A 20941-nucleotide genomic window follows, 5' to 3' on the forward strand; every position below is an offset into this window, starting at 1 on the left:
CGCGGGGAAAGGGTGGTTGGAGCACTAACATCCGGATTCATGACCACTTCCAACGTCGTTTCCTCGGCGCGCAGCGCCTCTCCGCTGGGAACTCTCACGGTGATCCCGTGGTCCAGCGAGCCCTCCGCCGATTCGGCCGGCACGCCGTTCCTCATGGCGTATTCGCTCGGCGACGGCCGGGACGGGCCGGAGGCCGGTCAGCAGGCGATGCGGACGGCCCTGGAGTCCATGGGCCTCTCCGTCGGCGACCGGCTCTTCGACCTGGAGAAGGACGCCGGGATCAACGCCTCGCTGCTCGTCGAGGGCGGCTCGGCCGTCCTCAACCTGCCCTTCCTGAAGGTGCAGTGCCCGGTGCCGGACGAGTGGCAGGACGCCGCCCGCGAGCGCGGGCAGGTCTATCTCATCTGCTCCGTGCGCCCCTGGCCCGAGGCGGTTCCGGGGCAGCCGGTCGACGAGGCACGGCTGCGGGCCTTCGTCTCCGACGAGGAGATGCTCGCGGACAGCGCCCACGTCCTGATGCCGGTCCGCCGCCTCCAGGGCTGAGCGGGAAGGGGCCGGGCCATGGCGACGGTGAACGTACGGGACGGGGTGCCGGGGCAGCGGCGGGAGGAGGCCCCGCGGGAGACCGCGGGGGCGGCGGCGTACGGCGCGAGCCGGGCCTTCGCCTGGATGCTGATGGTCACCGGCGCGGCGGGCGTGCTCGCCGGCTGGGTGATCACGATCGACAAGTTCAAGCTCCTCGAGGACCCCGGCTTCCAGCCCGGGTGCAGCCTGAACCCGGTCGTCTCCTGCGGCAGCGTCATGAAGAGCGAGCAGGCGGCCGTCTTCGGCTTCCCCAACCCGATGCTCGGGCTCGTCACGTACGCCGTCGTCGTCGCCGTCGGGGCCGGGCTGCTCGCCGGGGCCCGCTACCGGGGCTGGTTCTGGCTCGGCCTCAACGCCGGGACGCTGTTCGGCGTGGGCTTCTGCGGCTGGCTGATGTACCAGTCGCTGTACGAGATCAACGCGCTCTGCCTGTGGTGCTGCCTGGCGTGGGTCGCCACCATCGTCATGTTCTGGTACGTCACCGCGCACAACGTCCGCGAGGGCGTGCTGCCCGCGCCGGCCGGGCTGCGGATCTTCTTCGGCGAGTTCGCGTTCGCCCTGCCCGTCCTGCACATCGGGATCATCGGGATGCTGATCCTGACCCGGTGGTGGGACTTCTGGACGAGCTGACGTGAGCCGCTTCCTCTCCTGGCCGCGGGCCGCACTGACCGTGCTGCTCGCGGCCGTTCTCGTACTCCTCCTCGCGCCGGACCGGATCGCGCCGGGGGCGCGGCACACCGGCGGGCGGGCCGTCCCCGAACCGGAGCCCGAGCCGCTGCCCGGCGTGCCTTCGGGGTTCTTCACCGGTTCCGACGAGGCGGGGGTGCGGCGGATCGCCCGGGTGCAGGCCTGGCTCGGCGGGGACGCGCTGAACGTCGGGCACACCTATCTGCCGGGCGACCGGTGGTCGAACATCGAGGGGCATCCGGCGCTCTTCGGGCCGTGGGCCGGGTGGAAGAGGGAGAGGCCCGGGCGGCTCTTCGTGCTGAACGTGCCGATGCTCGACCGCAACGAGGAGGGCCTCGCCGACGCCGAGGTGCGGGCGGGGCTGCGGCGGGGTGCGGCGGGCGCTTTCGACCGGCACTTCCGGGTGCTGGGGGAGCGGCTCGTGGAGCACGGCCTCGGGGACGCGGTCCTCGTCCTCGGCTGGGAGATGAACGGGACCACGTACAGCCATCGCTGCGGCCCGGACCCGACGGCCTGGAAGGCGTACTGGCGGCGGGTGGTGGGGGTGCTGCGGGAGGTGCGGGGGCAGCGGTTCCGGTTCGACTTCACGCCGAGCCGCGGCCTGGACGCCGTGGCGTGGCCGCGCTGCTACCCGGGGGACGACGTCGTCGACATCATCGGGATGGACGCCTACGACCAGCCGGCGGGGGTCTCCTTCGAGGAGCAGGTGACCGAGGAGTACGGGCTGGAGCACCACGTGCGGTTCGCGGCGGCGCACGGGAAGCCCGTCTCGTACCCGGAGTGGGGGCTCTTCAGGAACGGGGACAACCCGGTGTACGTCCGGGGGATGCTCGACTGGTTCGCTGCGCACCGGCCGGTCTACCAGACGGTGACGGACTACTGCCCGCACGGAGTGTGGGGGTGCGCGGACAATCCGGAGTCGGCGCGGATCGTCAGGGGCGCCCTGGGGGCGTCGTCAGGCCGCTCCTGAGGGTGTCGACCGTGCGGTGCAGCAGGGCCGGCAGGTCGTCGGCGCGGTCGCGCTCGGCCCAGTAGACGGCGGCCTCGCGGAGGGCGCCGAGGGCGGCCGCGGTGAAGATCCGCACTTCGAGGTCGTCGGGGGCGCGGCCGGTCCGCTCGGCGATCGCGCGGGCGAGGCGGCGGCCGGTGGCGGCGGTGGTCTCGGTGAGCCGGGCGCGTACGGAGGGGATCTCGACCATCAGCCGGGCGCGCAGCCCGGCCGTCTCGGGTTCCTCGGCGAAGGACGTGCGGACGGCTTCGAGGACGATGGCGCGGAGTGATTCGAGGGGTTCCTCGCCGGCCGGGCGGGCGCGCAGCCTGGCCTCCAGGAGCGCGTCGTTCTCGTCGGTGAGGACGATGTCCTCGCGGACCGGGAAGTACCGCACCACGGTGGAGGGGGAGACGTCGGCCGCCTCGGCGATCCGGTCGATGGTGGCGGCGTCCCAGCCCTGCTCGGCGGCGAGCCGGTAGGTGGCCTTCCGGATCGCCGCGCGGGTCGAGGCCTTCTTGCGTTCGCGCAGGCTCGGGCGGTCGTTCATGCCCTTATCGTCGCAAGGCACCCCCTGGGTCAGGCGTGCTGGTAGGCGACGAGCGAGATGCCGACGTAGTGGACGATGAAGGCCGCGAGGGTCAGTGAGTGGAAGACCTCGTGGAAGCCGAACCAGCGCGGGGAGGGGTTCGGGCGCTTCATGCCGTAGATGACGCCGCCCGCGCTGTAGAGCAGTCCGCCGACGATGACGAGGATGAGGACGGCGATGCCGCCGGCGCGCATGAAGTCGGGCAGGAAGAAGACGGCGGCCCAGCCCATCGCGATGTAGCAGGGCGTGTACAGCCAGCGGGGGGCGCCGACCCAGAAGACGCGGAAGGCGATGCCGGCCAGGGCCGCCGCCCAGACCGCCCACATGAGCGGCTTCGCCGTGGAGTCGGGGAGCAGCAGCAGGGTGAGCGGGGTGTAGGTGCCCGCGATGATCAGGAAGATGTTGGCGTGGTCGAGGCGCCGGAGGACGGCCTCGCCGCGCGGGCCCCAGTTGCCGCGGTGGTAGAGCGCGCTGATGCCGAAGAGCAGGCAGGCGGTGAGGGCGTAGATCCCGCAGGCGACGCGGGCGCGGGGCGAGTCCGAGAAGGCGACGAGGACGAGGCCCGCGACGATCACGGCGGGGAACATGCCCGCGTGCAGCCATCCTCTGAGCCGGGGCTTCGTCGGGAGCGACTGCGGTCGCTCGATCGGGGTCACTTCCGGCGTGGCTGCAGTCATGGAACCGAATCGTACCTACGCCCCCGTAGGTCCCGGATATGAGTGGCGATGCTCACGTGTGCACCCCCCTGGACATATGGGCGGATCCATCGGATGATCAAATGAGTGCGGTCGGCACCGGATGAGCAGCTACGAAGCATCCGGGTCGCGGCCCCCACGGGGCATACATCTAAAAAACCCCTCAACAAGGAGCAATCGTGGCGCGCGACAACGCGGCTCCCACCACCGTCCCCACCCAGCACCAGGAGCTCGTCTCCTGGGTGAACGAGATCGCCGAGATCACCCAGCCGGACGACATCGTCTGGTGCGACGGGTCCGAGGCCGAGTACGAGCGCCTGTGCGAGGAGCTCGTCGCCAAGGGGACCTTCACGAAGCTCGACCCGGTCAAGCGCCCGAACTCGTACTACGCCGCCTCCGACCCGACCGACGTCGCGCGCGTCGAGGACCGGACCTTCATCTGCTCCGAGAAGGAGGAGGACGCGGGCCCGACCAACCACTGGAAGGCCCCGGCCGAGATGAAGGAGCTCTTCGCGGGCTCCGAGGGCATCTTCCGCGGCTCGATGCGCGGCCGCACCATGTACGTCGTGCCCTTCTGTATGGGCCCGGTCGGCTCCCCGCTCTCCGCCATCGGCGTCGAGATCACCGACTCCGCGTACGTCGCCGTGTCGATGCGCACCATGACCCGCATGGGCCAGGCCGTCCTCGACGAGCTCGGCACCGACGGCTTCTTCGTCAAGGCCGTCCACACCCTCGGCGCCCCCCTGGAGGAGGGCCAGGAGGACGTGCCGTGGCCCTGCAACTCCACCAAGTACATCTCGCACTTCCCCGAGACCCGCGAGATCTGGTCGTATGGCTCCGGCTACGGCGGCAACGCCCTGCTCGGCAAGAAGTGCTACGCGCTCCGCATCGCGTCCGTCATGGCGCGTGACGAGGGCTGGCTCGCCGAGCACATGCTCATCCTGAAGCTGACCCCGCCGCAGGGCGAGGCGAAGTACGTCGCCGCCGCGTTCCCGTCGGCCTGTGGCAAGACCAACCTCGCCATGCTGGAGCCCACGATCTCCGGCTGGACGGTCGAGACCATCGGCGACGACATCGCCTGGATGCGCTTCGGCGAGGACGGCCGCCTCTACGCGATCAACCCCGAGGCCGGCTTCTTCGGCGTCGCGCCCGGCACCGGCGAGCACACCAACGCCAACGCCATGAAGACCATGTGGGGCAACTCCGTCTTCACCAACGTCGCCCTCACGGACGACGGCGACGTGTGGTGGGAGGGGATGACCGAGACGGCCCCCGCGCACCTCACGGACTGGAAGGGCAACGACTGGACGCCCGCGTCCGAGACGCCGGCCGCCCACCCCAACGCCCGCTTCACCGTGCCGGCCGGGCAGTGCCCGATCATCGCGCCGGAGTGGGAGGACCCGAAGGGCGTGCCGATCTCGGCGATCCTCTTCGGCGGCCGCCGCGCCACCGCCGTCCCGCTGGTCACCGAGTCCTTCGACTGGAACCACGGCGTCTTCCTCGGCGCGAACGTCGCCTCCGAGAAGACCGCCGCCGCCGAGGGCAAGGTCGGCGAACTCCGCCGCGACCCCTTCGCCATGCTGCCGTTCTGCGGCTACAACATGGGCGACTACATGGCCCACTGGGTCAAGGTGGGCGCCGAGGCCGACGCGACGAAGCTGCCGAAGATCTACTACGTGAACTGGTTCCGCAAGAACGACGCGGGCAAGTTCGTGTGGCCCGGCTTCGGCGAGAACAGCCGCGTCCTGAAGTGGATCGTCGAGCGCCTCGACGGCAAGGCCGAGGGCGTCGAGACCCCGATCGGCATCCTGCCGACCCCGGAGTCCCTGGACACCGAGGGCCTGGATCTGCCGGCCGAGGACCTGGAGTTCCTCCTCAAGGTCGACCGTGACGTGTGGCGCGAAGAGGCCGCCCTCGTCCCGGACCACCTGAACACCTTCGGCGACCACACGCCGAAGGAGCTGTGGGACCAGTACAACGCGCTCGTGGAGCGCCTCGGCTAGTCCCCTCCGAGACTCGTGGTGGGTTGCCCCGAAACACCGCCCTGACCAGTGGGGTCACGACGGCCCACCACGACGCATCCGGCCCCCGGAGCCCCCTCAGGCTCCGGGGGCCGGCGCACGTCCGGCCCCCGGAGGACCCGGAGGACCCGGAGGACCCGGAGGACCTAGAGGATCGGCTGGCCCGACTCGACGGTCGCGATCGCGCGGCGGCAGGCGTTGCGGAAGGACTCGAAGCGGCCCTCCGACTCGTCCCAGGTGCGCGCGCGGGCGCCGCGCGAGGAGGGGTCGCCGAAGAGGCTCTCGCGCAGCTCCGTGGTCATCTCGATCTGCGCGCCCATGGAGAGCATCGTGAGGTTGCACGGGTTGGTGACGTGGCTGCCGTTGAACTCGCCCAGGGTGCCCGAGTACTTGGGGTCGTAGGCGTCGACCGCCTGGAAGCCCGCGTTCTTGATCTCGATCACCAGGGCCTCGCGGAACGCCTTGTTGAGGCCGCCGACGACGGCGACGGAGCGGTTGCCGTTCGTCGGGAACTCGCCGGTGGGCAGCTTGATCTGGTCGAAGGTGCAGCCGTGCAGCGACAGCACGTTGAGGTGGCTGCGGACGAGCGAGAGCGCCACGTGGTCGTCACAGTTCTTCGAGGTGACGTGCAGCGCCTTGTTGCCCGAGGGGAGCAGGCCCTCGAACAGGAAGTAGTCGTACACGGGATCGACGATCCGGGGCGCGGTGATGTTCCCCGGGTCGTAGCCGGCGATGCCCAGGGCGAGCTCGCTCGTGCCGATCTCGATGCCGCCGCCGTGCAGGGCGAGGATCGCGGTGCGCGGGTAACCGCCCTTCACTATCAGGTCGGGGTCGAAGGACTCGTGTCTGCGGAAGCGGCGGCTGTACGAGGTGCCCTCGGTCAGGCTCGGGTCCTGGTAGAGCGCGGTGTTGGAGGGGTACTCCTGGGGGCCGACCGGGTCCGCCGGGTCCACCCCCGCGGTGGCCCCGGCGGCCGGAGAGGCGGCGGCGAGCTGGCCGAGGACCGGGCCGCCGGCGGTGGCGGCCGCGGCGAAGGCGGTCAGGACCGATCGGCGGGATGCTTTGCGCTGTGAGAATGTCATGCGCGGAACTTAATTGATCTTGGGGCCTCTTGGTCAATGCCCTCTCTCTTCAAGGTAACGCGTATGTGTCTCCTGTCGCAGCGCTTCGGCCTCGTGGAGCTCGTCGGCGATCACCGAGGCCTCGTCGTGCAGCGCCGACAGCTGGCGCTCCAGATGGCGCTCGGGCGGCTCCGCGCCCGGGGTCACCCGGGACCACCAGCGGGTCCGTACGAAGGCGTCCACGGCCTCGGGGACGTCCTGGCGGACCGCGCGGGCCAGGACGTGCAGCTGCTCCGGGTCGCTCACCCAGCCCGGCGCGAGAAGCGCTTCGAGGAGCTCTTCGAGGGCGGTGACCCGGTCGCGTACGGCCTGCGGCAGTTCGACCTCGGCGAGATAGTCGCGCAGGGTCGCGAAGTCGTCCCGCAGGGCGCCGAGTTGCTCGTCCGCGCTGGGGAAGTCCGGGGTGCCGGGGCGTTCGGGCGGGGCGATCAGGGCGCCCGCCGTGTACAGGGCGGCGACCACGAGCGGCCACAGCGCGCCCGCCGCGCCCGTGAGGGCGAGACCGAGGCCGGCCAGGCCGCAGGCGCAGCCGGTCAGGTTCTTGCGGGACTCGGCGTACCGCAGGAGGCGGTCACTGGTAGCCACGGATCTCCTCGAAAGCACCGTCCAGCGGCCCCTTGGTGGCGTCGAAGAGCTTGCCGCCGGTGAGCTCCGCGATGTGGCCGAGCTCGCCGCGGTCGGAGTCGCCGAAGAGGATCGGGAACACCGGGGTGCGCCGCTGCCCGGCGGGCAGCGAACGGTAGAAGGCGTCGAAGGCGGAGGCGGGATCGCCGTCCGTGTTCTCGCCGTCCGTCATGAGGACGACCGACGTGAACGTGTCGCCGGGCGTCTTGCCCAGGTAGCGGTACGCCTCCTGGAGGCTGGAGTAGATCGCGGTGCCGCCGGAGGCGGTGAGGCCCCGGGCGTCGGACCTGATGGCGTCGAGCGCGGCCTTCGGCGCGGCCGGGTCGACCGTGTGCGTACGGACCTCGCCCTGCTTCACGGACGAGCCGAAGGGCATCAGCGTCACCTCCTCGCGGTCCCGGAAGTCGCCGGTCAGCTCGGTGAGCGCGGACTTCAGCCGGGTGAGCCGCTCGCCGCCCATCGAGCCCGAGGTGTCGAGCACGTACACCGTGCGGGACGGCCTGCGCAGGGTGTTGTCGTAGGCGTCGAGCAGGCCGTCGGCGACCGCCCGGCTGCCCGGGAACGGCAGCTCGCGCCGCTGGTCACGGGCGAGCGGGGCGGCCGGCTCCACACCGGCGACGACCGGGCGGCGGCGGGTCGTCTCGGTGATCCGCCGCTGGGCGTCCGGGGTGCGCAGATACGTGGTGAGCCGGCCGGCCGCCTCCTTGGCCTCCGGGCGGGCGGCGGTCAGCAGCGTGAACGGGTAGTCGGCGGTCACGACCCCGTCGGACGGCCGGATCACGGTCAGGTTCCCGGGCGCCGAGAGCAGCACGGACTCGTAGTTGACCAGCGCGTCGACGTCGGTGCGGCGGGCGTACGCGGTGGCCAGCCAGCCCGAGGAGCCCGAGGTCAGCTGCTGGCCCGCGAAGAACTCCTTCAGGCGGGGCGTGGCCTTGGTGACGTCCTGCGCGGTGAGCGCCGACTGGGCGCCGGACAGGCCGGAGGCGACCGAGACCAGCGCGGAGAAACCGGAGTTGGAGCGCTTCGGGTCGGTCATGCCGTACGTCAGCTTCCCGTCGGCCACCGCCCGGTGCAGCTGCGACCAGGTGACCTTCGCCGGATCCCAGCCGAGCCGCGTCACGGCCGCGGGCCGCACGCCGAGGGCCACCGGCGAGGCCATCACCGGCGTCTCGCCGGTGATCTTCCCCGCGGTGTCCGGGCGCAGCCGGAGGTAGTCGTTGGAGGAGAGCCACACCGCGTCGAAGGACTTGTCCGCCTCGCCGGACGCGATCCGCTCCACCGCGTCCAGGGTCCCCGCGTACGTGGGGCGGACGGTGATCCCGGTGGCCTTCCTGGCCTCTTCGAGCACCGGCGCCATGTCGGCCAGCTCCGAGGAAGCCAGGACCCGCAGGGTGCCGGGTGCGAACGCCTGGCCGTGCCGGTCGACGGGGTCGCCCTGGCCGCCGGCCGCGCTGTTGTCGACGGTCGAGCAGGAGCTGCCGGTCGCCGTCACCAGGAGGGTGAGGGCGAGGCCGGCGAGGGCGCGGGAGAGGAAGCGGGGACGGGGACGGGTGCGGGCCTTGGGGCCGGTGGGGGGCGTCATGCGGGGCCACCGCCTTCCAGGGCGCCGGTGCGGCGGCTGCGCGCCAAGTGGGCGCTCGCCTCCTGGAGTTCGGAGGTGAGGGACTCCACGGTGGCCGCCATGGACTCGGTCGCCCGGACCTTGTACGTGTCGATGGCGTCGAGCGTCCGGTAGATCTGCTGGAAGGCGGTGCGGAGGGTCTCGGCGCCCACCGCGGGGTCGGCCGCGATCCGCTGGATCTCGCCGGCCTGGGTCGCGAGCATCTCGGCGTTGCCGCGGATCAGGTCCTCCGTCGTCGAACGCAGCACGTCGATCTGCTCGGTGACCTTCCGCTGGTTCTCCAGCGCCGAGGCGAGCATCACGGCGATCCGCAGCGCCGACAGGGTCGTCGTCGCGGCCCGGTCCACGCCCTTGATCAGCTCTTCGTTGTTGCGGCGGACCACGTCCATCGCCAGGTATCCCTGCGCGCAGACGGCGAGTTGGGTGAGCAGGTCCTGGTGCTTCTGCCGGACCGGGAAGAGGACGTCGGCGCGGAGCGCGTCCGCCTGGGCCGGGTCGGGGGTGAGTGCGATGCGCTCCGCCACGGCCCCGTCGAGGGCCTCGGTGAGCACCGCGTACTCCTGGAGCTTGCCCATGGTCTCCCACAGGCGGCCGCGCTCGGTCTGCAACGCGGCGTTGTCGCGGCGCAGTTCGTCCTGGCCGCCGCGGAGCGAACCGACGATCCGGTTCAACGTGGCCTGCGAGGAGGCGTACTTGGCGACGTGGTCGCGGAACCTGTTGCCGCCGGGCAGCTTGGCGAGGAGGCGGCGGGCGCCCTTGCCGGGGGTGTCCCGGGGGTCCAGGTCCTCGACCGTGCGCCGGAGTTCGACCAGCGAGCCGCCGACCCGGGCCTGGGCGTCGCCGCCGCCCTGGCCGAGCGAGCGGACCGTGCGGTCCAGCATCCGGTTGGACTGCTGGGCGGCGGCGCGCATCTCGCCCGCGCCGAGCGCCGCGATCTCGCCGATGCGGCCGGCGAACTCGGGGGAGCGAGGGTCGAGTCCGGAGAGCGAGCCGACGTACTCGACGGCCCGGCGGGACATCTCCGTACGGACGGACTCGTCGAGCGGTACGAGGCCGGAGGCCTGCTCGGCGCGGACCGCCGGCACGGGCTCGGGCGGGGTGAGGACGAGCGGGGCGTCCTGCTCGGGCGGGGTCAGGGCCATCGTCCTTCTCGGGTCGTCGGGCGTGCTCATGCGGTGTCCCCCTGGTCGCGGGCCCGCAGCGCCATCTCGTGCAGCACCGCGCTGGTGGGCACGGGCGCCTGGCGGACTCCGCTGAGTGTCTGGTTGAGGTAGGCGGTGTGGCCGTTGGTGGCGGCGGTGAACTCGCTCGCCGCACCTTGCGGGCGGAAGCCGTGGCGGACCGCGAGCCTGCGCAACTCGGGGTCGTTCGCGAGGAGTTCGCCGAGCGCCCGGCCGTTCTCGGTGAGCGGTACGAGGGTGTGGTCGCTGTTGACCGTGGTGTCCGGGTAGAGGACGACGAGGTCGCCCATGGGGCGGCCCGCGAGCAGCTGGGCGGCGACCTGGGACTCGTACACGAGGACGAGCGGGTTGCCGACGCCGCTGATGAAGTCCCTGAAGGGGGCGTCGGATCCGGACTGCTGGGCGCCCTGCACCTGGACCAGTTTGTGCAGCAGGGGCGCGGTGCGGGTGACGGCGGCCTTGTCGCCCGCGACCCGTCCGCCGTCGGCGACATAGCTCGCGGCGGCGAGGTAGAGGGCGCCGGAGTTGGAGGCGACCGGATCGGTGGAGGTGATGAAGAGGGTGCCGCTGAGCTCCGCGTGGCCGTTCGCCCCCTTGAGCTGCTGCCAGGTCCGGTCGGCGCGGGCCGCGGCCAGGTAGGCGTCCATCCGCAGGGTGCCGCTCGTGCCCCGCGGGCCGAGCGCGGCCAGGCCGTTGTCGGCGAGGACGCGGGCGGCGGCGCTGTGCGCGACGACCACGAGCGGCGAGTAGAACGGCCGCAGCGGGGCCGTCGCCGCCTTGTCCTTCGCCTGCTTGTCGGCCTTGGCGCGCAGCTCGTCGGCCGGGCCCTTGGAGGACGGGAAGGCGAAGTCGTAGCCGTCGAGCGGCAGTTCCTCCATGTCCCAGGACCCGGAGGTCTCGGTCCCCACGGTGAAGCCCTTCGCGGCCAGGGCCTTCACCACCTGCGGGTCGGCGAAGAACTCCGCCTTCTCCGACCCGATCACTCCTCGCACGGTCTTCGTTGCCGTGCCCGTGTCCTTGTCGCCGCCCGTCATGAGGACGGCGGCCACGCCGCCGAGGAGCAGGACGGCCAGGACGATTCCCAGGATGCGTCTCACGCGGGCAGCGTGCTCGCGGAAACCCACATTCCAGGGGGAGTCGGGTGGACGGCGGGTGAAGTGCCGATCCCGGTACCGAACCGGAGCGATGTGTACCGTGAGCCGCGCCGATAGGGGGGTGGTGGACATGTCGCGCTGGGCGATCGTGACGCTGGTGGTGACAGGGGTGCTCGTGGTGCTGGTGCCGCTCGGCGGCTTCGTCGCCTTCCTCCACGTGTACGGGAAGAACCACGAGGACATGCGGTTCCCGTCCGACGACGTGACGGTGGCGAAATGCGGGCTCGACCCGGTGACGAAGCGACCGTCCGCCGAATTCTCGGTGACGAGTCAGGCGGCCCGCCGGGGCACGTACACCGTGACCGTGGAGTTCCAGGACGAGAAGGAGAAGGCCGTCGGCCAGGCGACCGGCGTCGTCAAGGACCTCGCGGTCGGGGCCACGGGTCGCGGGAAGGCCGTGGGCGCGAAGGCGTACGAGGGGGGTGCGCCGGTGTGTGTGGTCTACGGCGCCGATTTCGCGTCGACCGAGCCCGAGGAGACGGAACCGGAGCCGACGGAGCCCGAGCCGGTGGGGTCCGCGACGCGTTAGGGGGCCCGGTCTGGGTGGCGCCCGGTCCGCGCGGTTCGTGCCGCGCGGACCGGGGCCGTTCAGGGGGCGGTGACCAGGGTGTCCCCGGTCAGCGCCGCGGTGTGCGCGTCCATCCGGCCGGCGGCCAGGATCGCGGCGGCCGTGTCGGCCCGGGAGGCCGCGACGACCAGCGCGCGGCCCGCGAGGGCGTGCGCCTTGCGGTGCAGGTCCTGCGCGGGCGAGCCGCTCAGACCCGCGTGACGTGCGGGCGGTGCGCCGCGCAGCCGCGCCACCTGCCGGGCGATGAGCTCGCCGGCCTCCGTGTCGCCGAGCTCGTCGGTGACGGCGAGCAGGGCGGCGAGGTGTCCGGCGAGCTGGATGTCCAGCTCCTCCTCGCGGGAGCGGTGCGGATACGCGTGTCGGTCGTCGGCCATCCGGTGGACCGACTTGGTGCGGATCGGTTCGTACATGGGATGGCCTCCTGATTGCTCTGGAAGCATCCTAGCTTAGATCCGGTCTAAAGTTGAGCCTTGTCTCGGTGTGGCTTGTCTCGGTGTGGCTTCTCAGGGCTGGCTGTAACCGTCCAGGAACCGGCCGATCCGGGTCACCGCGTCCGCCAGGTCGGCCGCCGCGGGCAGCGTGACGATCCGGAAGTGGTCGGGCTCGTGCCAGTTGAAGCCCGTCCCGTGCACCACCATGATCTTCTCGGCCCGCAGCAGGTCCAGGACCATCTGCCGGTCGTCCTTGATCTTGTAGACGTTCGGGTCGAGCCGCGGGAAGAGGTACAGCGCGCCCTTCGGCTTCACGCACGTCACGCCCGGGATCTGCGTCAGCAGCTCGTACGCCGTGTCCCGCTGCTCCAGGAGCCGCCCGCCCGGCTGCACCAGGTCCTCGATCGACTGCCGGCCCTGGAGGGCGGCGGCCACCGCGTGCTGCGCCGGCATGTTCGCGCAGAGGCGCATGTTGGCGAGGATCGTGAGGCCCTCGATGTACGAGGAGGCGTGGTGCTTCGGGCCGCAGACCGCGAGCCAGCCGGAGCGGAAACCCGCCACCCGGTAGTTCTTGCTCATGCCGTTGAACGTCAGGCAGAGCAGGTCGGGGGCGATCGCGGCGGTCGGCGTGTGCGTCGTGCCGTCGTAGAGGATCTTGTCGTAGATCTCGTCCGAACAGACGACCAGGCCGTGACGGCGGGCGATCTCGGTGAGCCCGCGGAGCATCTCGTCGTCGTAGACCGCGCCGGTCGGGTTGTTCGGGTTGATGATCACGATCGCCTTCGTGCGGTCGGTGATCTTCCGCTCGATGTCGGCGAGGTCCGGCATCCAGTCCGCCTGCTCGTCACAGCGGTAGTGCACCGCCGTACCGCCCGCCAGCGACACCGAGGCCGTCCACAGCGGGTAGTCCGGCGCCGGGACGAGGACCTCGTCGCCGTCGTCGAGCAGCGCCTGCATCGCCATCTGGATCAGCTCGGAGACGCCGTTGCCGAGGTAGATGTCCTCGACGGAGAGCGGGATGCCCTTGGTCTCGTAGTGGCTCATCACCGCGCGGCGGGCCGACAGCAGGCCCTTCGCGTCCCCGTACCCGTGCGCCTCGGAGAGGTTCCGGAGGACGTCCTCCAGGATGGCGGGCGGACACTCGAAGCCGAACGCCGCCGGGTTGCCCGTGTTCAGCTTGAGGATGCGATGACCCGCGGCTTCGAGCCGCATCGCCTCTTCGAGCACCGGACCCCGGATTTCGTAACAGACGTTGGCGAGCTTCGTGGACTGGATCACCTGCATGACGAGAGCTTACGGCGGGGTGCGGCGGGACGCCTCGTGTTTTGGGACACGTCGGACACCCGGCCCCCGCCCCGTGTGACCCGGATCGCATGCGCGGTGTCGTGCTCCCTACAATTCGGGCCCATGAGCCAGCAGGACCCCGCAGCCGCCCGCTCCCGGCGCGGCCGCCGCCGCCATGCCCCCGCACGCCGGGGGCCCAGGCCCGCGTGGTTGATCGCCGCGGGCGCGGTCGGCCTGCTCGGCACCGCCGCCGTCCTGCTCACCGGCGGGTCCCGCCCCGGCTCGGGCGCCCCTTCCCAGGGCGAGCCCGGTGGACCGCCCGCGCTGATCCAGGCGGACCCGTCCGGTGCGACTGATCCGTCCGGGCCCTCCGCCTCCTCCGGGCCCTCGGATCCGGCAAGCGGCGCGCCGACCCGGCCGGCCTCACCGGGCGCGACCCCCTCGGCCTCGGCGACCCCCGACGACGCGGCACCGACCGCTGCTCCGACCGGGGGCGCGTCGGACGCCACCCCGGAGAGCACCGCCGGCGGCGGCTCGACGGACCACCCGGGACGCGGCCGGGGCCTGACCAAGCGCCCGCGGTAGGCCCCCGGTCCGGGGAGCGACCGGCATGGGGGGATCGGGCCCGGCGGGATAGGTTGGCACGTCATGTGGGTTCTGAGTGCCTCCGGATGCCGGTGGCTGGGTGCGGGCGGGTCGCTCGCGATCGCCGTCGGCGGCTACGCGGCCGGGAGTCTGCCGGTGCTCGGCGGGGGGCCGCTGTGGCAGCCGCGCGGTTCCGCGGTGGCCGTCGCCGGGGCCGTCCTCGCCTACCTCGGGCTGACCCTGCTCGTCGCCGCCTGGTGGCGTTACGGCGTCCTGCTCGCCCGCGGCCCCGTGCACGGCGTGCTCGCCACGCTCGTCTGCTGGGCCGCCCCCCTGCTCCTCGCGCCGCCGCTGCACAGCGCGGACGTGTACAGCTACATCGCCCAGGGCGGGATGGTCCTCGAAGGCCACGACGTCTACGGCGCGGGCCCCTCCGTCCTCGTCCCCGGCGAACTCGGCGCGGACGCCGCCGCGAGCGTCGGCGGTAACTGGACCGACACCCCGGCGCCGTACGGGCCCGTGTTCCTGCTGCTCGCCGAGGCCGTGGTGAAGCTGACCGGCGGGGCGATCGTGCCCGCCGTTTTCGGCATGCGGCTGATCGCCGTCGGCGCGCTCGCCCTGATCGTGTGGGCGGTACGGGGGCTGGGCGGTGGGCCGGGCGGTCCGGGCGGCGCGCTCTGGCTCGCCGCGCTCAACCCGCTGCTGCTCGTGCACGTCGTCGGAGGTGCGCACAACGACGGCCTGATGATCGGCCTGATGCTCGGCGGCGTGCTGCTCGCCGTCCGGGGGCGCTGGGTGCTCGGGTGCGTGCTGGTCGGGCTCGCGATGATGGTCAAGTCGCCGGCCGCGGTCGCGCTGCTGTTCATCGGGGTGATGATCGCGCGGCGGAGCGGCGGCGGCCGGGGGGACGTGAAGGGGGTCGTGAAGGGGCTCGTGCTGCCCGGGGCCGTCGCCGGCGCGGTGGCGGTCGGGGCGAGCGTGCTGGCCGGGACCGGGTTCGGATGGCTGGGGACGCAGAGCGTGGCGGGGGCGATCCACACGCCGTTGTCCCTTAGCAGTGACCTCGGGCTGGCGCTGGGGACGCTGTTCGGCGACGGCCCCGAGCCGGTCAAGGGCGTCGTGCAGAAGCTCGGGCTGCTCGTGGCGCTCGCGGTCATCGCGGTGCTCGCCTGGCGGGCGTGGCGGGGGCGGATCGATCCCGTCCTCGGGCTGGGGCTCTCGCTGGTCGCCCTGGTCGTCCTCTCGCCGATGGTGCAGCCCTGGTACCTGCTGTGGGGGACCGTGGTCGTCGCCGCCGTCGCCTGGCGGGGGCGGGCGGGGCAGGTGCTGGCGGTGGTGTCGGCGGCGCTCGTCTACGAGACGGCGCCGTCGGGGCACACACCGTGGTACGGCTTCGTGCTGGCGGCCGGGGCGCTGGCGCTCGGGGTCCTGTGGGTGCGGCGGGAGCCGTGGGGTGCGGGGCCCGCGGTGGGGCCCCGCGAGGGTTCAGCCGGTCGGGGTACGGCGGACGGCGCGGCCCGGTAGGGCGTCGGTGCGCTTGCCGTCCTCGATGGTGAAGGTGCCGTCGACGAGGACGTGGGGGATGCCGGTGGGGAGGGTGCGGGGGGAGGCGTAGGTGGCGCCGGAGGCGACGGTGGCCGGGTCGAAGAGGACGAGGTCGGCCCGATAGCCCTCGCGGACGAGACCGCGGTCGGGGAGCCGGAGGCGGGCTGCGGGGCGGCCGGTGAGGTGGGCGACGCACTCTTCGAGGGTGAGGACGCCGAGCTCGCGGACGTAGCGGCCGAGGTATTCGGGGAAGGTGCCGTAGGCGCGGGGGTGGGGCTTGAGGCCCTGGAGGATGCCGTCGGAGCCGCCGGTGTGGACGCGGTGGCGCATGATCGCGCGGACGTTCTCCTCGTGGCCGACGTGCTGGAGGATGGTCGTGCCGAGCCTGTCGTCGACGAGGAGGCGGCGGGCGGTGGGCCAGCCGTCGACGCGCCGGCCGACGAGGTGGGCGAGGGCGGGGTCGGAGACGCCGGAGATCTCGACGGTGTGCCATTCGACGGGGACGCCGTGGCAGCCGTCGGAGCCGAGCTCTTCCAGGTGGTGCCGGATCCGCTCCGCCGTGGCGTCGTCGCGGAGGCGCGCCAGGACCGCTTCGGGGCCGCCTTCGCTCGCCCAGCCGGGGAGGAGGGCGACGAGGGTGGTGCAGCCGGGGGTGTACGGGTACGTGTCGAGGGTGATGTCCGCGCCCGCGTCGAGGGCCTCGTCGAGGAGGGCGAGGAGCTCGGACGCCCGGCCCCGGTTGACGCCGAAGTTCATGGTGGCGTGGGCCAGGTGGAGCGGGCAGCCGGCCTCGCGGGTGAGGGTGACCATCTCCTGGTAGGCGCGGAGGGCGCCGGCGCCGTACGAACGGTGGTGCGGGCAGTAGTAGCCGCCGTAGCGGGCCACGACCCGGCAGAGTTCGGTGAGCTCGGCGTCGGGGGCGTACATGCCGGGGGTGTAGGTGAGACCGGACGACATGCCGACCGCGCCCTGTTCGAGGCCCTCGGCGACGAGCCGGCGCATGTGGTCGAGCTCGGCCGCGGTGGCGGGGCGGTCCTCCCAGCCCATGGCGTACATCCGGACCGTGCCCTGGGGGACCAGGTAGGCGGCGTTGACCGCGATGCCCCGGCCCCCGTGGGCGCCGTCGAGGCGGTCCAGGTACTCGCCGACCGTGCGCCAGTCGAGGTCGAGGTCGGAACCGTCGCCGTTCCAGCCGGTGATGGCCCGGCGTACCTCCTCGCGGGTGCGGTCGTCGACGGGGGCGTACGACAGGCCGTCCTGGCCCAGGACTTCGAGGGTGACGCCCTGGGCGGCCTTCGCGCTGTGGTCCGGGTCGCGGAGCAGCGCGAGGTCGCTGTGGGCGTGCATGTCGATGAAGCCGGGGGAGAGGACGAGGCCCTCGGCGTCCATGACGCGGCGGGCGGTGGGGCGCTGGCAGCCGGCCGCCGCGCCCTCCTTGACGATCGCGGCGATCCGGCCGCGGTCGACCGCCACGTCGGCCCGGTAGGAGGGGCCGCCGCCGCCGTCGACGACCTCCGCGTCACGGAAGACGAGTTCCATGGGTGCTCCCGGCTCCTAGAAGTAGGTGCGGATGTAGTCGACGACCGTGCCGTCCGCCTCGACGAGCGGGATGAGCTGCCACTTGTCGAAGGAGGTGCAGGGGTGCGAGAGGCCCATGCCCACCCAGTCGCCGACCTCCACGTCCGCCCCGGGTCCGGTGTGGAGCCAGGCGTGCTGGTCGGAGAGCTTGGTGACGGTGATGTCCTCGGCGGGGCGGATCGCGCCGGTGCGGGCGTCGCGGACCACCTGCGCCTCGGGGAGGTGGAGGTCGTGGGCGGCGTCGCGCTTGCCCGCGTTGGTGAAGGCCTGCTCGTCGGTGGGGCGGGACACGACCTGCGACCAGAGGCGGAACGCGGGCTGCAGCGCGCCCTCTTCGGGGACCCGGTTGAAGGGGGTCAGGTTGCGGTACTGGCCGTCGTCGTGCGAGACGTACGCCCCCGAGCGCAGCAACTTCAGGGTCGGCAGGGAGAGTTCGGGGATCTCGGCGAACACCTCGGCGACCGCGTCGAACCAGGCGCTGCCGCCCGCGCTCACGATGATCTCGTCCGCGTCCGCGAACCGGCCCGCCTTGTCGAACTCGACGGCCAGCGCGGTCAGTCGGCGCAGCCACGCGTCGACCCGCCCGGGGGTGGCGTCCGGCACCTCGCCCTCGTAGCCGGCGACGCCGACGAGCCGGAGCGTGCGGGTCGCGGCGACCGCGTCGGCGACGGCGGCGCACTCGGCCTCCGTGCGGACGCCGGTACGGGCTCCCTCGCCGGCGCCCAGCTCGACGACGACGTCCACCGGGCGGCCGGCGCCGGCCGCGCGCAGGGCCTCGTCCATCAGCTCGACGCCGCGCGCGGAGTCGACGTAGCAGACGAAGCGGAGGTCCGGGTCGGCGTCGAGCTCGGCGGCGAGCCAGCGCAGGGCGACGGCGTCGACGAGCTCGTTGGCGAGGAAGATCCGGGAGATCCCGTGGGCGCGGTAGACGCGGGCCTGGTGGGGCACGGCGGCGGTGATGCCCCAGGCGCCGTGCTCGATCTGCCGGTCGAAGAGCTGCGGGGCCATGGACGTCTTGCCGTGCGGTGCGAAGGCGAGGCCGTGGCGCTCCGCGTACACCTCCAGGAGGCGCAGGTTGTGCTCGACGGACTCGGCGGAGAGGGCGAGGACCGGGGTGGTGAAGCCGCCGGTGAAGAGGGAGCGGCGCTGGGCGGCGAGCTCGCCGACGGTGAGGCCCTCGGCGTCCGGGGGCAGGCCCTTGAAGCGGTCGTCGACGCGCTCGCTCGCGAGGTCGGGCTTGTCCGTGGCCGCTGTCGGGCCGGTGTGCTTCGCCGGGTCGCGCGAGTCGTTCACCGCGTCGGGCATGAGGCCTCCTCATCGTGGCGTTGCGTTCTGTGCAACACTCATTGCGCATATTGCTCATGGCTGTCTAACATCCGGGCCAAGGCCGGGTCAATGGACCCGTAGGAGTCCCAGGGAGCCCGAGAGTGAGCGGACACGCGCCCCCGGAGGTCGTCTGCCTTGGCGAGTCCATGGTCACCTTCCTGCCCTCCCGGCCGGGCCGCCTCGCCGATGTCCCCTCCTTCGCGCGCGCGATCGGCGGCGCCGAGTCCAACGTCGCCTGCGCCCTCGCCGCCGCCGGGCACCGCGTGCGGTGGGTCGGCCGCGTCGGCCGCGACGGCTTCGGCGACCACCTCGTCGAGACCATCGGCGGACACGGCGTCGACGTCACCTCCGTCACCCGCGATCCACACCGGCCGACCGGCGTCTACTTCCGCACCGACGACGACCGGGCCACCGACGCCCACGAGGTCGTCTACTACCGCGCCGGCTCGGCCGCCTCCGCCATGTCGCCCGCCACCGTCCCGTACGACACCGTCGCCGGCGCCCGCGTCCTCCACCTCACCGGCATCACCGCCGCCCTCTCCGCCGACTGCCTCGCCCTGGTCAGGGAACTCACCGCGCCCCGCCCCGGCCGCCCGCTCGTCTCCTTCGACGTCAACCACCGGCCGGGCCTGTGGCGCGACGGCAGCGCACCCGAGGTCCTCCTCGAACTGGCCCGCCGCGCCGACCTGGTGTTCGTCGGCGCCGACGAGGCGAAGGCCCTGTGGGGCCTGAAGGGCATCGGGGCCGTCACCGAACTCATCGACGGACCCGAGACCGTCGTCCTCAAACTCGGCAAGGGCGGCGCGCACGTCACCGACCGCCGCCCCGCGTCCTTCGCGGACATCGAGGACGCCGACGGCGTGGCACACCTCCAGCGCCCGCCCCGCGTCGACGTCGTCTCCACCGTCGGCGCCGGCGACGCCTTCGCCGCCGGATTCCTCTCCGCCACCCTCCGCGACCTCGACATGCCGACCCGGCTCCGGCACGGCCACCTCATGGCCGCCGCCGCCCTCACCGTCCCCGGCGACCTGGCGCCACCGCCCCGCCGCGCCCACGCCGACCGGCTGGCCGCGCTCGACGCCGCCGCCTGGGGGACACTGCACCTCGGCCCCGGCTGGACGGAGGCCGACCAGAAGGGCCCCGGCCGGACGGGGGACGACCAGGAGGTACGTACGCCATGAGCCAGACCGTCGACCGGGCGCTCAGCATCCTGCCGCTGCTCGCCCAGGGCCCCGCCGACCTCGGGCAGGTCGCCGAGCGGCTCGGCGTCCACAAGTCCACGGCCCTGCGCCTGCTCCGCACCCTTCACGAGCACGGCCTCGTGCACCGGCAGCAGGACCAGCGCTACCGCCTCGGCGCCCGCCTCTTCGCCCTCGCGCAGGAGGCCGTCGAGAACCTCGACGTCCGCGACATCGCCCACCCCTACCTCCTCGCCCTCAACGAGCGGATCGGGCACACCGTCCACCTCGCCGTGTACGAGGAGGGCGAGGTCCTCTACATCGACAAGGTCGAGAGCCGCTACCCGGTCCGCATGTACTCGCGCATCGGCAAGCCGGTCGCGATCACCGTCGCCGCCGTCGCCAAGCTGCTCCTCGCCGACCTGCCCGAGCCCGAGCGCCGCGCCGTCGCCGCCAGGCTCGACTACCCGCCGTACACCCCCCGTTCGACGCCGAACGCCGCCGCCTTCCTCAAGGAGCTGGCGACCGTACGCGAACAGGGCTGGGCCACCGACCTCGGCGGCCACGAGGAGTCCATCAACTGCGTCGGCGCGCCCATCCGCGGCGCCGACGGCCGGGTCGTCGCCGCCATGTCGGTCTCGGCGCCCAACGTGGTGGTCACGGCCGAGGAACTGCTCTCCCTGCTCCCGCAGGTGCGCCGCACCGCGGACGCCATCAGCCGCGAGTACTCCGGCACCGCCCCGACGAAGGAAACCGAGGAACCGACCGCATGACCGAGAAGACCGCGCTCACCCCCGCCACCCACACCGCGCCGCCCGCGAAGTTCTCGCACGGCGTGAAGAAGGGCAACATCCTGCAGGTCGCCGGCCAGGTCGGCTTCCTCCCCGCCGTCGAGGGCCAGGCCCCGACCGTCGCGGGCCCCACGCTGCGCGAGCAGACCCTCCAGACCTTCGCCAACGTCAAGGCGATCCTGGAGGAGGGCGGCGCGAGCTGGGACGACGTCATGATGATGCGCGTCTACCTGACCGACGTCGACCACTTCGCCGAGATGAACGCGATCTACAACCAGTACTTCGAGGAGCAGGGCCTCAAGGCCCCCGCCTCCGCCCGCACCACCGTCTACGTCGGCCTCCCCGCCGGCCTGCTGATCGAGATCGACGCGCTGGCCGTCCTCGGCTGA

Annotated in this window: 21 protein-coding genes; 10 read left to right on the forward strand and 11 right to left on the reverse strand. The window is 72.6% G+C overall.

The window, feature by feature from the left end:
- Positions 1-39 precede the first annotated feature (39 nt).
- From ACZ7G1_RS09390 to ACZ7G1_RS09400, 3 genes are read left to right on the forward strand one after another with little or no spacing between them, the layout of a single operon-like run.
- Positions 40-543, forward strand: coding sequence for a DUF5949 family protein (locus ACZ7G1_RS09390; RefSeq protein WP_470877849.1), 504 nt, complete (start codon positions 40-42; stop codon positions 541-543).
- Between the two features lie 18 nt (positions 544-561).
- Positions 562-1215, forward strand: a complete 654-nt coding sequence (locus ACZ7G1_RS09395) for a vitamin K epoxide reductase family protein (protein ID WP_470877850.1) — start codon at positions 562-564, stop codon at positions 1213-1215.
- 1 nt (position 1216) lies between these two features.
- Positions 1217-2242 carry a glycoside hydrolase family 26 protein gene (locus ACZ7G1_RS09400; protein ID WP_470877851.1) on the forward strand — a complete coding sequence of 342 codons (1026 nt, stop codon included), beginning with the start codon at positions 1217-1219 and terminating at the stop codon, positions 2240-2242.
- Here ACZ7G1_RS09400 and ACZ7G1_RS09405 read toward each other — a convergent pair.
- Positions 2205-2810: a TetR/AcrR family transcriptional regulator gene (locus ACZ7G1_RS09405; RefSeq protein ID WP_470877852.1), complete on the reverse strand. Its 606-nt coding sequence runs from the start codon at positions 2808-2810 to the stop codon at positions 2205-2207. The genes ACZ7G1_RS09400 and ACZ7G1_RS09405 overlap by 38 nt on opposite strands.
- Positions 2811-2839: 29 nt before the next feature.
- Positions 2840-3526, reverse strand: a complete 687-nt coding sequence (trhA, locus tag ACZ7G1_RS09410; protein WP_470877853.1) for a PAQR family membrane homeostasis protein TrhA — start codon at positions 3524-3526, stop codon at positions 2840-2842.
- Positions 3527-3723: 197 nt separating this feature from the next.
- Here trhA and ACZ7G1_RS09415 point away from each other — a divergent pair, with 197 nt between their 5' ends.
- Positions 3724-5547, forward strand: a complete 1824-nt coding sequence (locus tag ACZ7G1_RS09415; RefSeq protein WP_470877854.1) for a phosphoenolpyruvate carboxykinase (GTP) — start codon at positions 3724-3726, stop codon at positions 5545-5547.
- Between the two features lie 164 nt (positions 5548-5711).
- Here ACZ7G1_RS09415 and ACZ7G1_RS09420 read toward each other — a convergent pair whose 3' ends face one another.
- From ACZ7G1_RS09420 to ACZ7G1_RS09440, 5 genes are read right to left on the reverse strand one after another with little or no spacing between them, the layout of a single operon-like run.
- Positions 5712-6647, reverse strand: coding sequence for a poly-gamma-glutamate hydrolase family protein (locus tag ACZ7G1_RS09420; protein ID WP_470877855.1), 936 nt, complete (start codon positions 6645-6647; stop codon positions 5712-5714).
- A 33-nt stretch (positions 6648-6680) separates the two neighbouring features.
- Positions 6681-7271, reverse strand: coding sequence for a hypothetical protein (locus tag ACZ7G1_RS09425; protein WP_470877856.1), 591 nt, complete (start codon positions 7269-7271; stop codon positions 6681-6683).
- A complete protein-coding gene (locus tag ACZ7G1_RS09430) occupies positions 7258-8892 on the reverse strand; it encodes a substrate-binding and vWA domain-containing protein (protein WP_470877857.1) in 1635 nt (544 codons plus the stop codon). Before ACZ7G1_RS09430 ends, ACZ7G1_RS09425 begins: the two co-directional genes overlap by 14 nt.
- Positions 8889-10103, reverse strand: a complete 1215-nt coding sequence (locus ACZ7G1_RS09435; protein ID WP_470877858.1) for a toxic anion resistance protein — start codon at positions 10101-10103, stop codon at positions 8889-8891. The genes ACZ7G1_RS09430 and ACZ7G1_RS09435 overlap by 4 nt, the downstream gene beginning before the upstream one ends.
- Positions 10100-11236 (reverse strand): hypothetical protein, encoded by a 1137-nt coding sequence (locus ACZ7G1_RS09440; protein WP_470877859.1) that lies wholly within the window; start codon positions 11234-11236, stop codon positions 10100-10102. Before ACZ7G1_RS09440 ends, ACZ7G1_RS09435 begins: the two co-directional genes overlap by 4 nt.
- A gap of 100 nt (positions 11237-11336) precedes the next feature.
- On the opposite strand from ACZ7G1_RS09440, the gene ACZ7G1_RS09445 reads away from it, so the two are divergent.
- Positions 11337-11795: a hypothetical protein gene (locus ACZ7G1_RS09445; protein WP_470877860.1), complete on the forward strand. Its 459-nt coding sequence runs from the start codon at positions 11337-11339 to the stop codon at positions 11793-11795.
- A gap of 59 nt (positions 11796-11854) precedes the next feature.
- Here ACZ7G1_RS09445 and ACZ7G1_RS09450 read toward each other — a convergent pair whose 3' ends face one another.
- Together ACZ7G1_RS09450 and ACZ7G1_RS09455 are read right to left on the reverse strand one after the other, a co-directional pair.
- On the reverse strand, positions 11855-12244 hold the full coding sequence (locus tag ACZ7G1_RS09450; RefSeq protein WP_470877861.1) for an SCO4983 family protein: 390 nt from the start codon (positions 12242-12244) through the stop codon (positions 11855-11857).
- A 93-nt stretch (positions 12245-12337) separates the two neighbouring features.
- On the reverse strand, positions 12338-13549 hold the full coding sequence (locus ACZ7G1_RS09455; RefSeq protein WP_470877862.1) for a pyridoxal phosphate-dependent aminotransferase: 1212 nt from the start codon (positions 13547-13549) through the stop codon (positions 12338-12340).
- Between the two features lie 123 nt (positions 13550-13672).
- On the opposite strand from ACZ7G1_RS09455, the gene ACZ7G1_RS09460 reads away from it, so the two are divergent.
- Positions 13673-14134: a hypothetical protein gene (locus ACZ7G1_RS09460; protein ID WP_470877863.1), complete on the forward strand. Its 462-nt coding sequence runs from the start codon at positions 13673-13675 to the stop codon at positions 14132-14134.
- Positions 14135-14197: 63 nt separating this feature from the next.
- On the forward strand, positions 14198-15658 hold the full coding sequence (mptB, locus tag ACZ7G1_RS09465) for a polyprenol phosphomannose-dependent alpha 1,6 mannosyltransferase MptB (RefSeq protein WP_470877864.1): 1461 nt from the start codon (positions 14198-14200) through the stop codon (positions 15656-15658).
- Here the strand turns inward: mptB and ACZ7G1_RS09470 are convergent.
- Both ACZ7G1_RS09470 and ACZ7G1_RS09475 read right to left on the reverse strand, forming a co-directional pair.
- Positions 15620-17218 (reverse strand): N-acyl-D-amino-acid deacylase family protein, encoded by a 1599-nt coding sequence (locus tag ACZ7G1_RS09470; RefSeq protein WP_470877865.1) that lies wholly within the window; start codon positions 17216-17218, stop codon positions 15620-15622. The two genes, mptB and ACZ7G1_RS09470, sit on opposite strands and share 39 nt — an antisense overlap.
- 15 nt (positions 17219-17233) lie before the next feature.
- Entirely contained in the window at positions 17234-18562 is a 1329-nt protein-coding gene (locus ACZ7G1_RS09475; RefSeq protein WP_470877866.1) for an alanine racemase, read from the reverse strand.
- A 122-nt stretch (positions 18563-18684) separates the two neighbouring features.
- On the opposite strand from ACZ7G1_RS09475, the gene ACZ7G1_RS09480 reads away from it, so the two are divergent.
- The 3 genes from ACZ7G1_RS09480 to ACZ7G1_RS09490 are packed head-to-tail and all read left to right on the forward strand — an operon-like array spanning position 18685 to position 20941.
- Positions 18685-19764, forward strand: a complete 1080-nt coding sequence (locus ACZ7G1_RS09480; RefSeq protein WP_470877867.1) for a sugar kinase — start codon at positions 18685-18687, stop codon at positions 19762-19764.
- Complete coding sequence (locus ACZ7G1_RS09485; RefSeq protein WP_470877868.1) at positions 19761-20534, forward strand: IclR family transcriptional regulator; 774 nt, start codon at positions 19761-19763, stop codon at positions 20532-20534. Before ACZ7G1_RS09480 ends, ACZ7G1_RS09485 begins: the two co-directional genes overlap by 4 nt.
- Positions 20531-20941 (forward strand): RidA family protein, encoded by a 411-nt coding sequence (locus ACZ7G1_RS09490; protein WP_470877869.1) that lies wholly within the window; start codon positions 20531-20533, stop codon positions 20939-20941. Before ACZ7G1_RS09485 ends, ACZ7G1_RS09490 begins: the two co-directional genes overlap by 4 nt.

It is taken from the genome of Streptomyces sp. NPDC037273 (assembly GCF_055603625.1).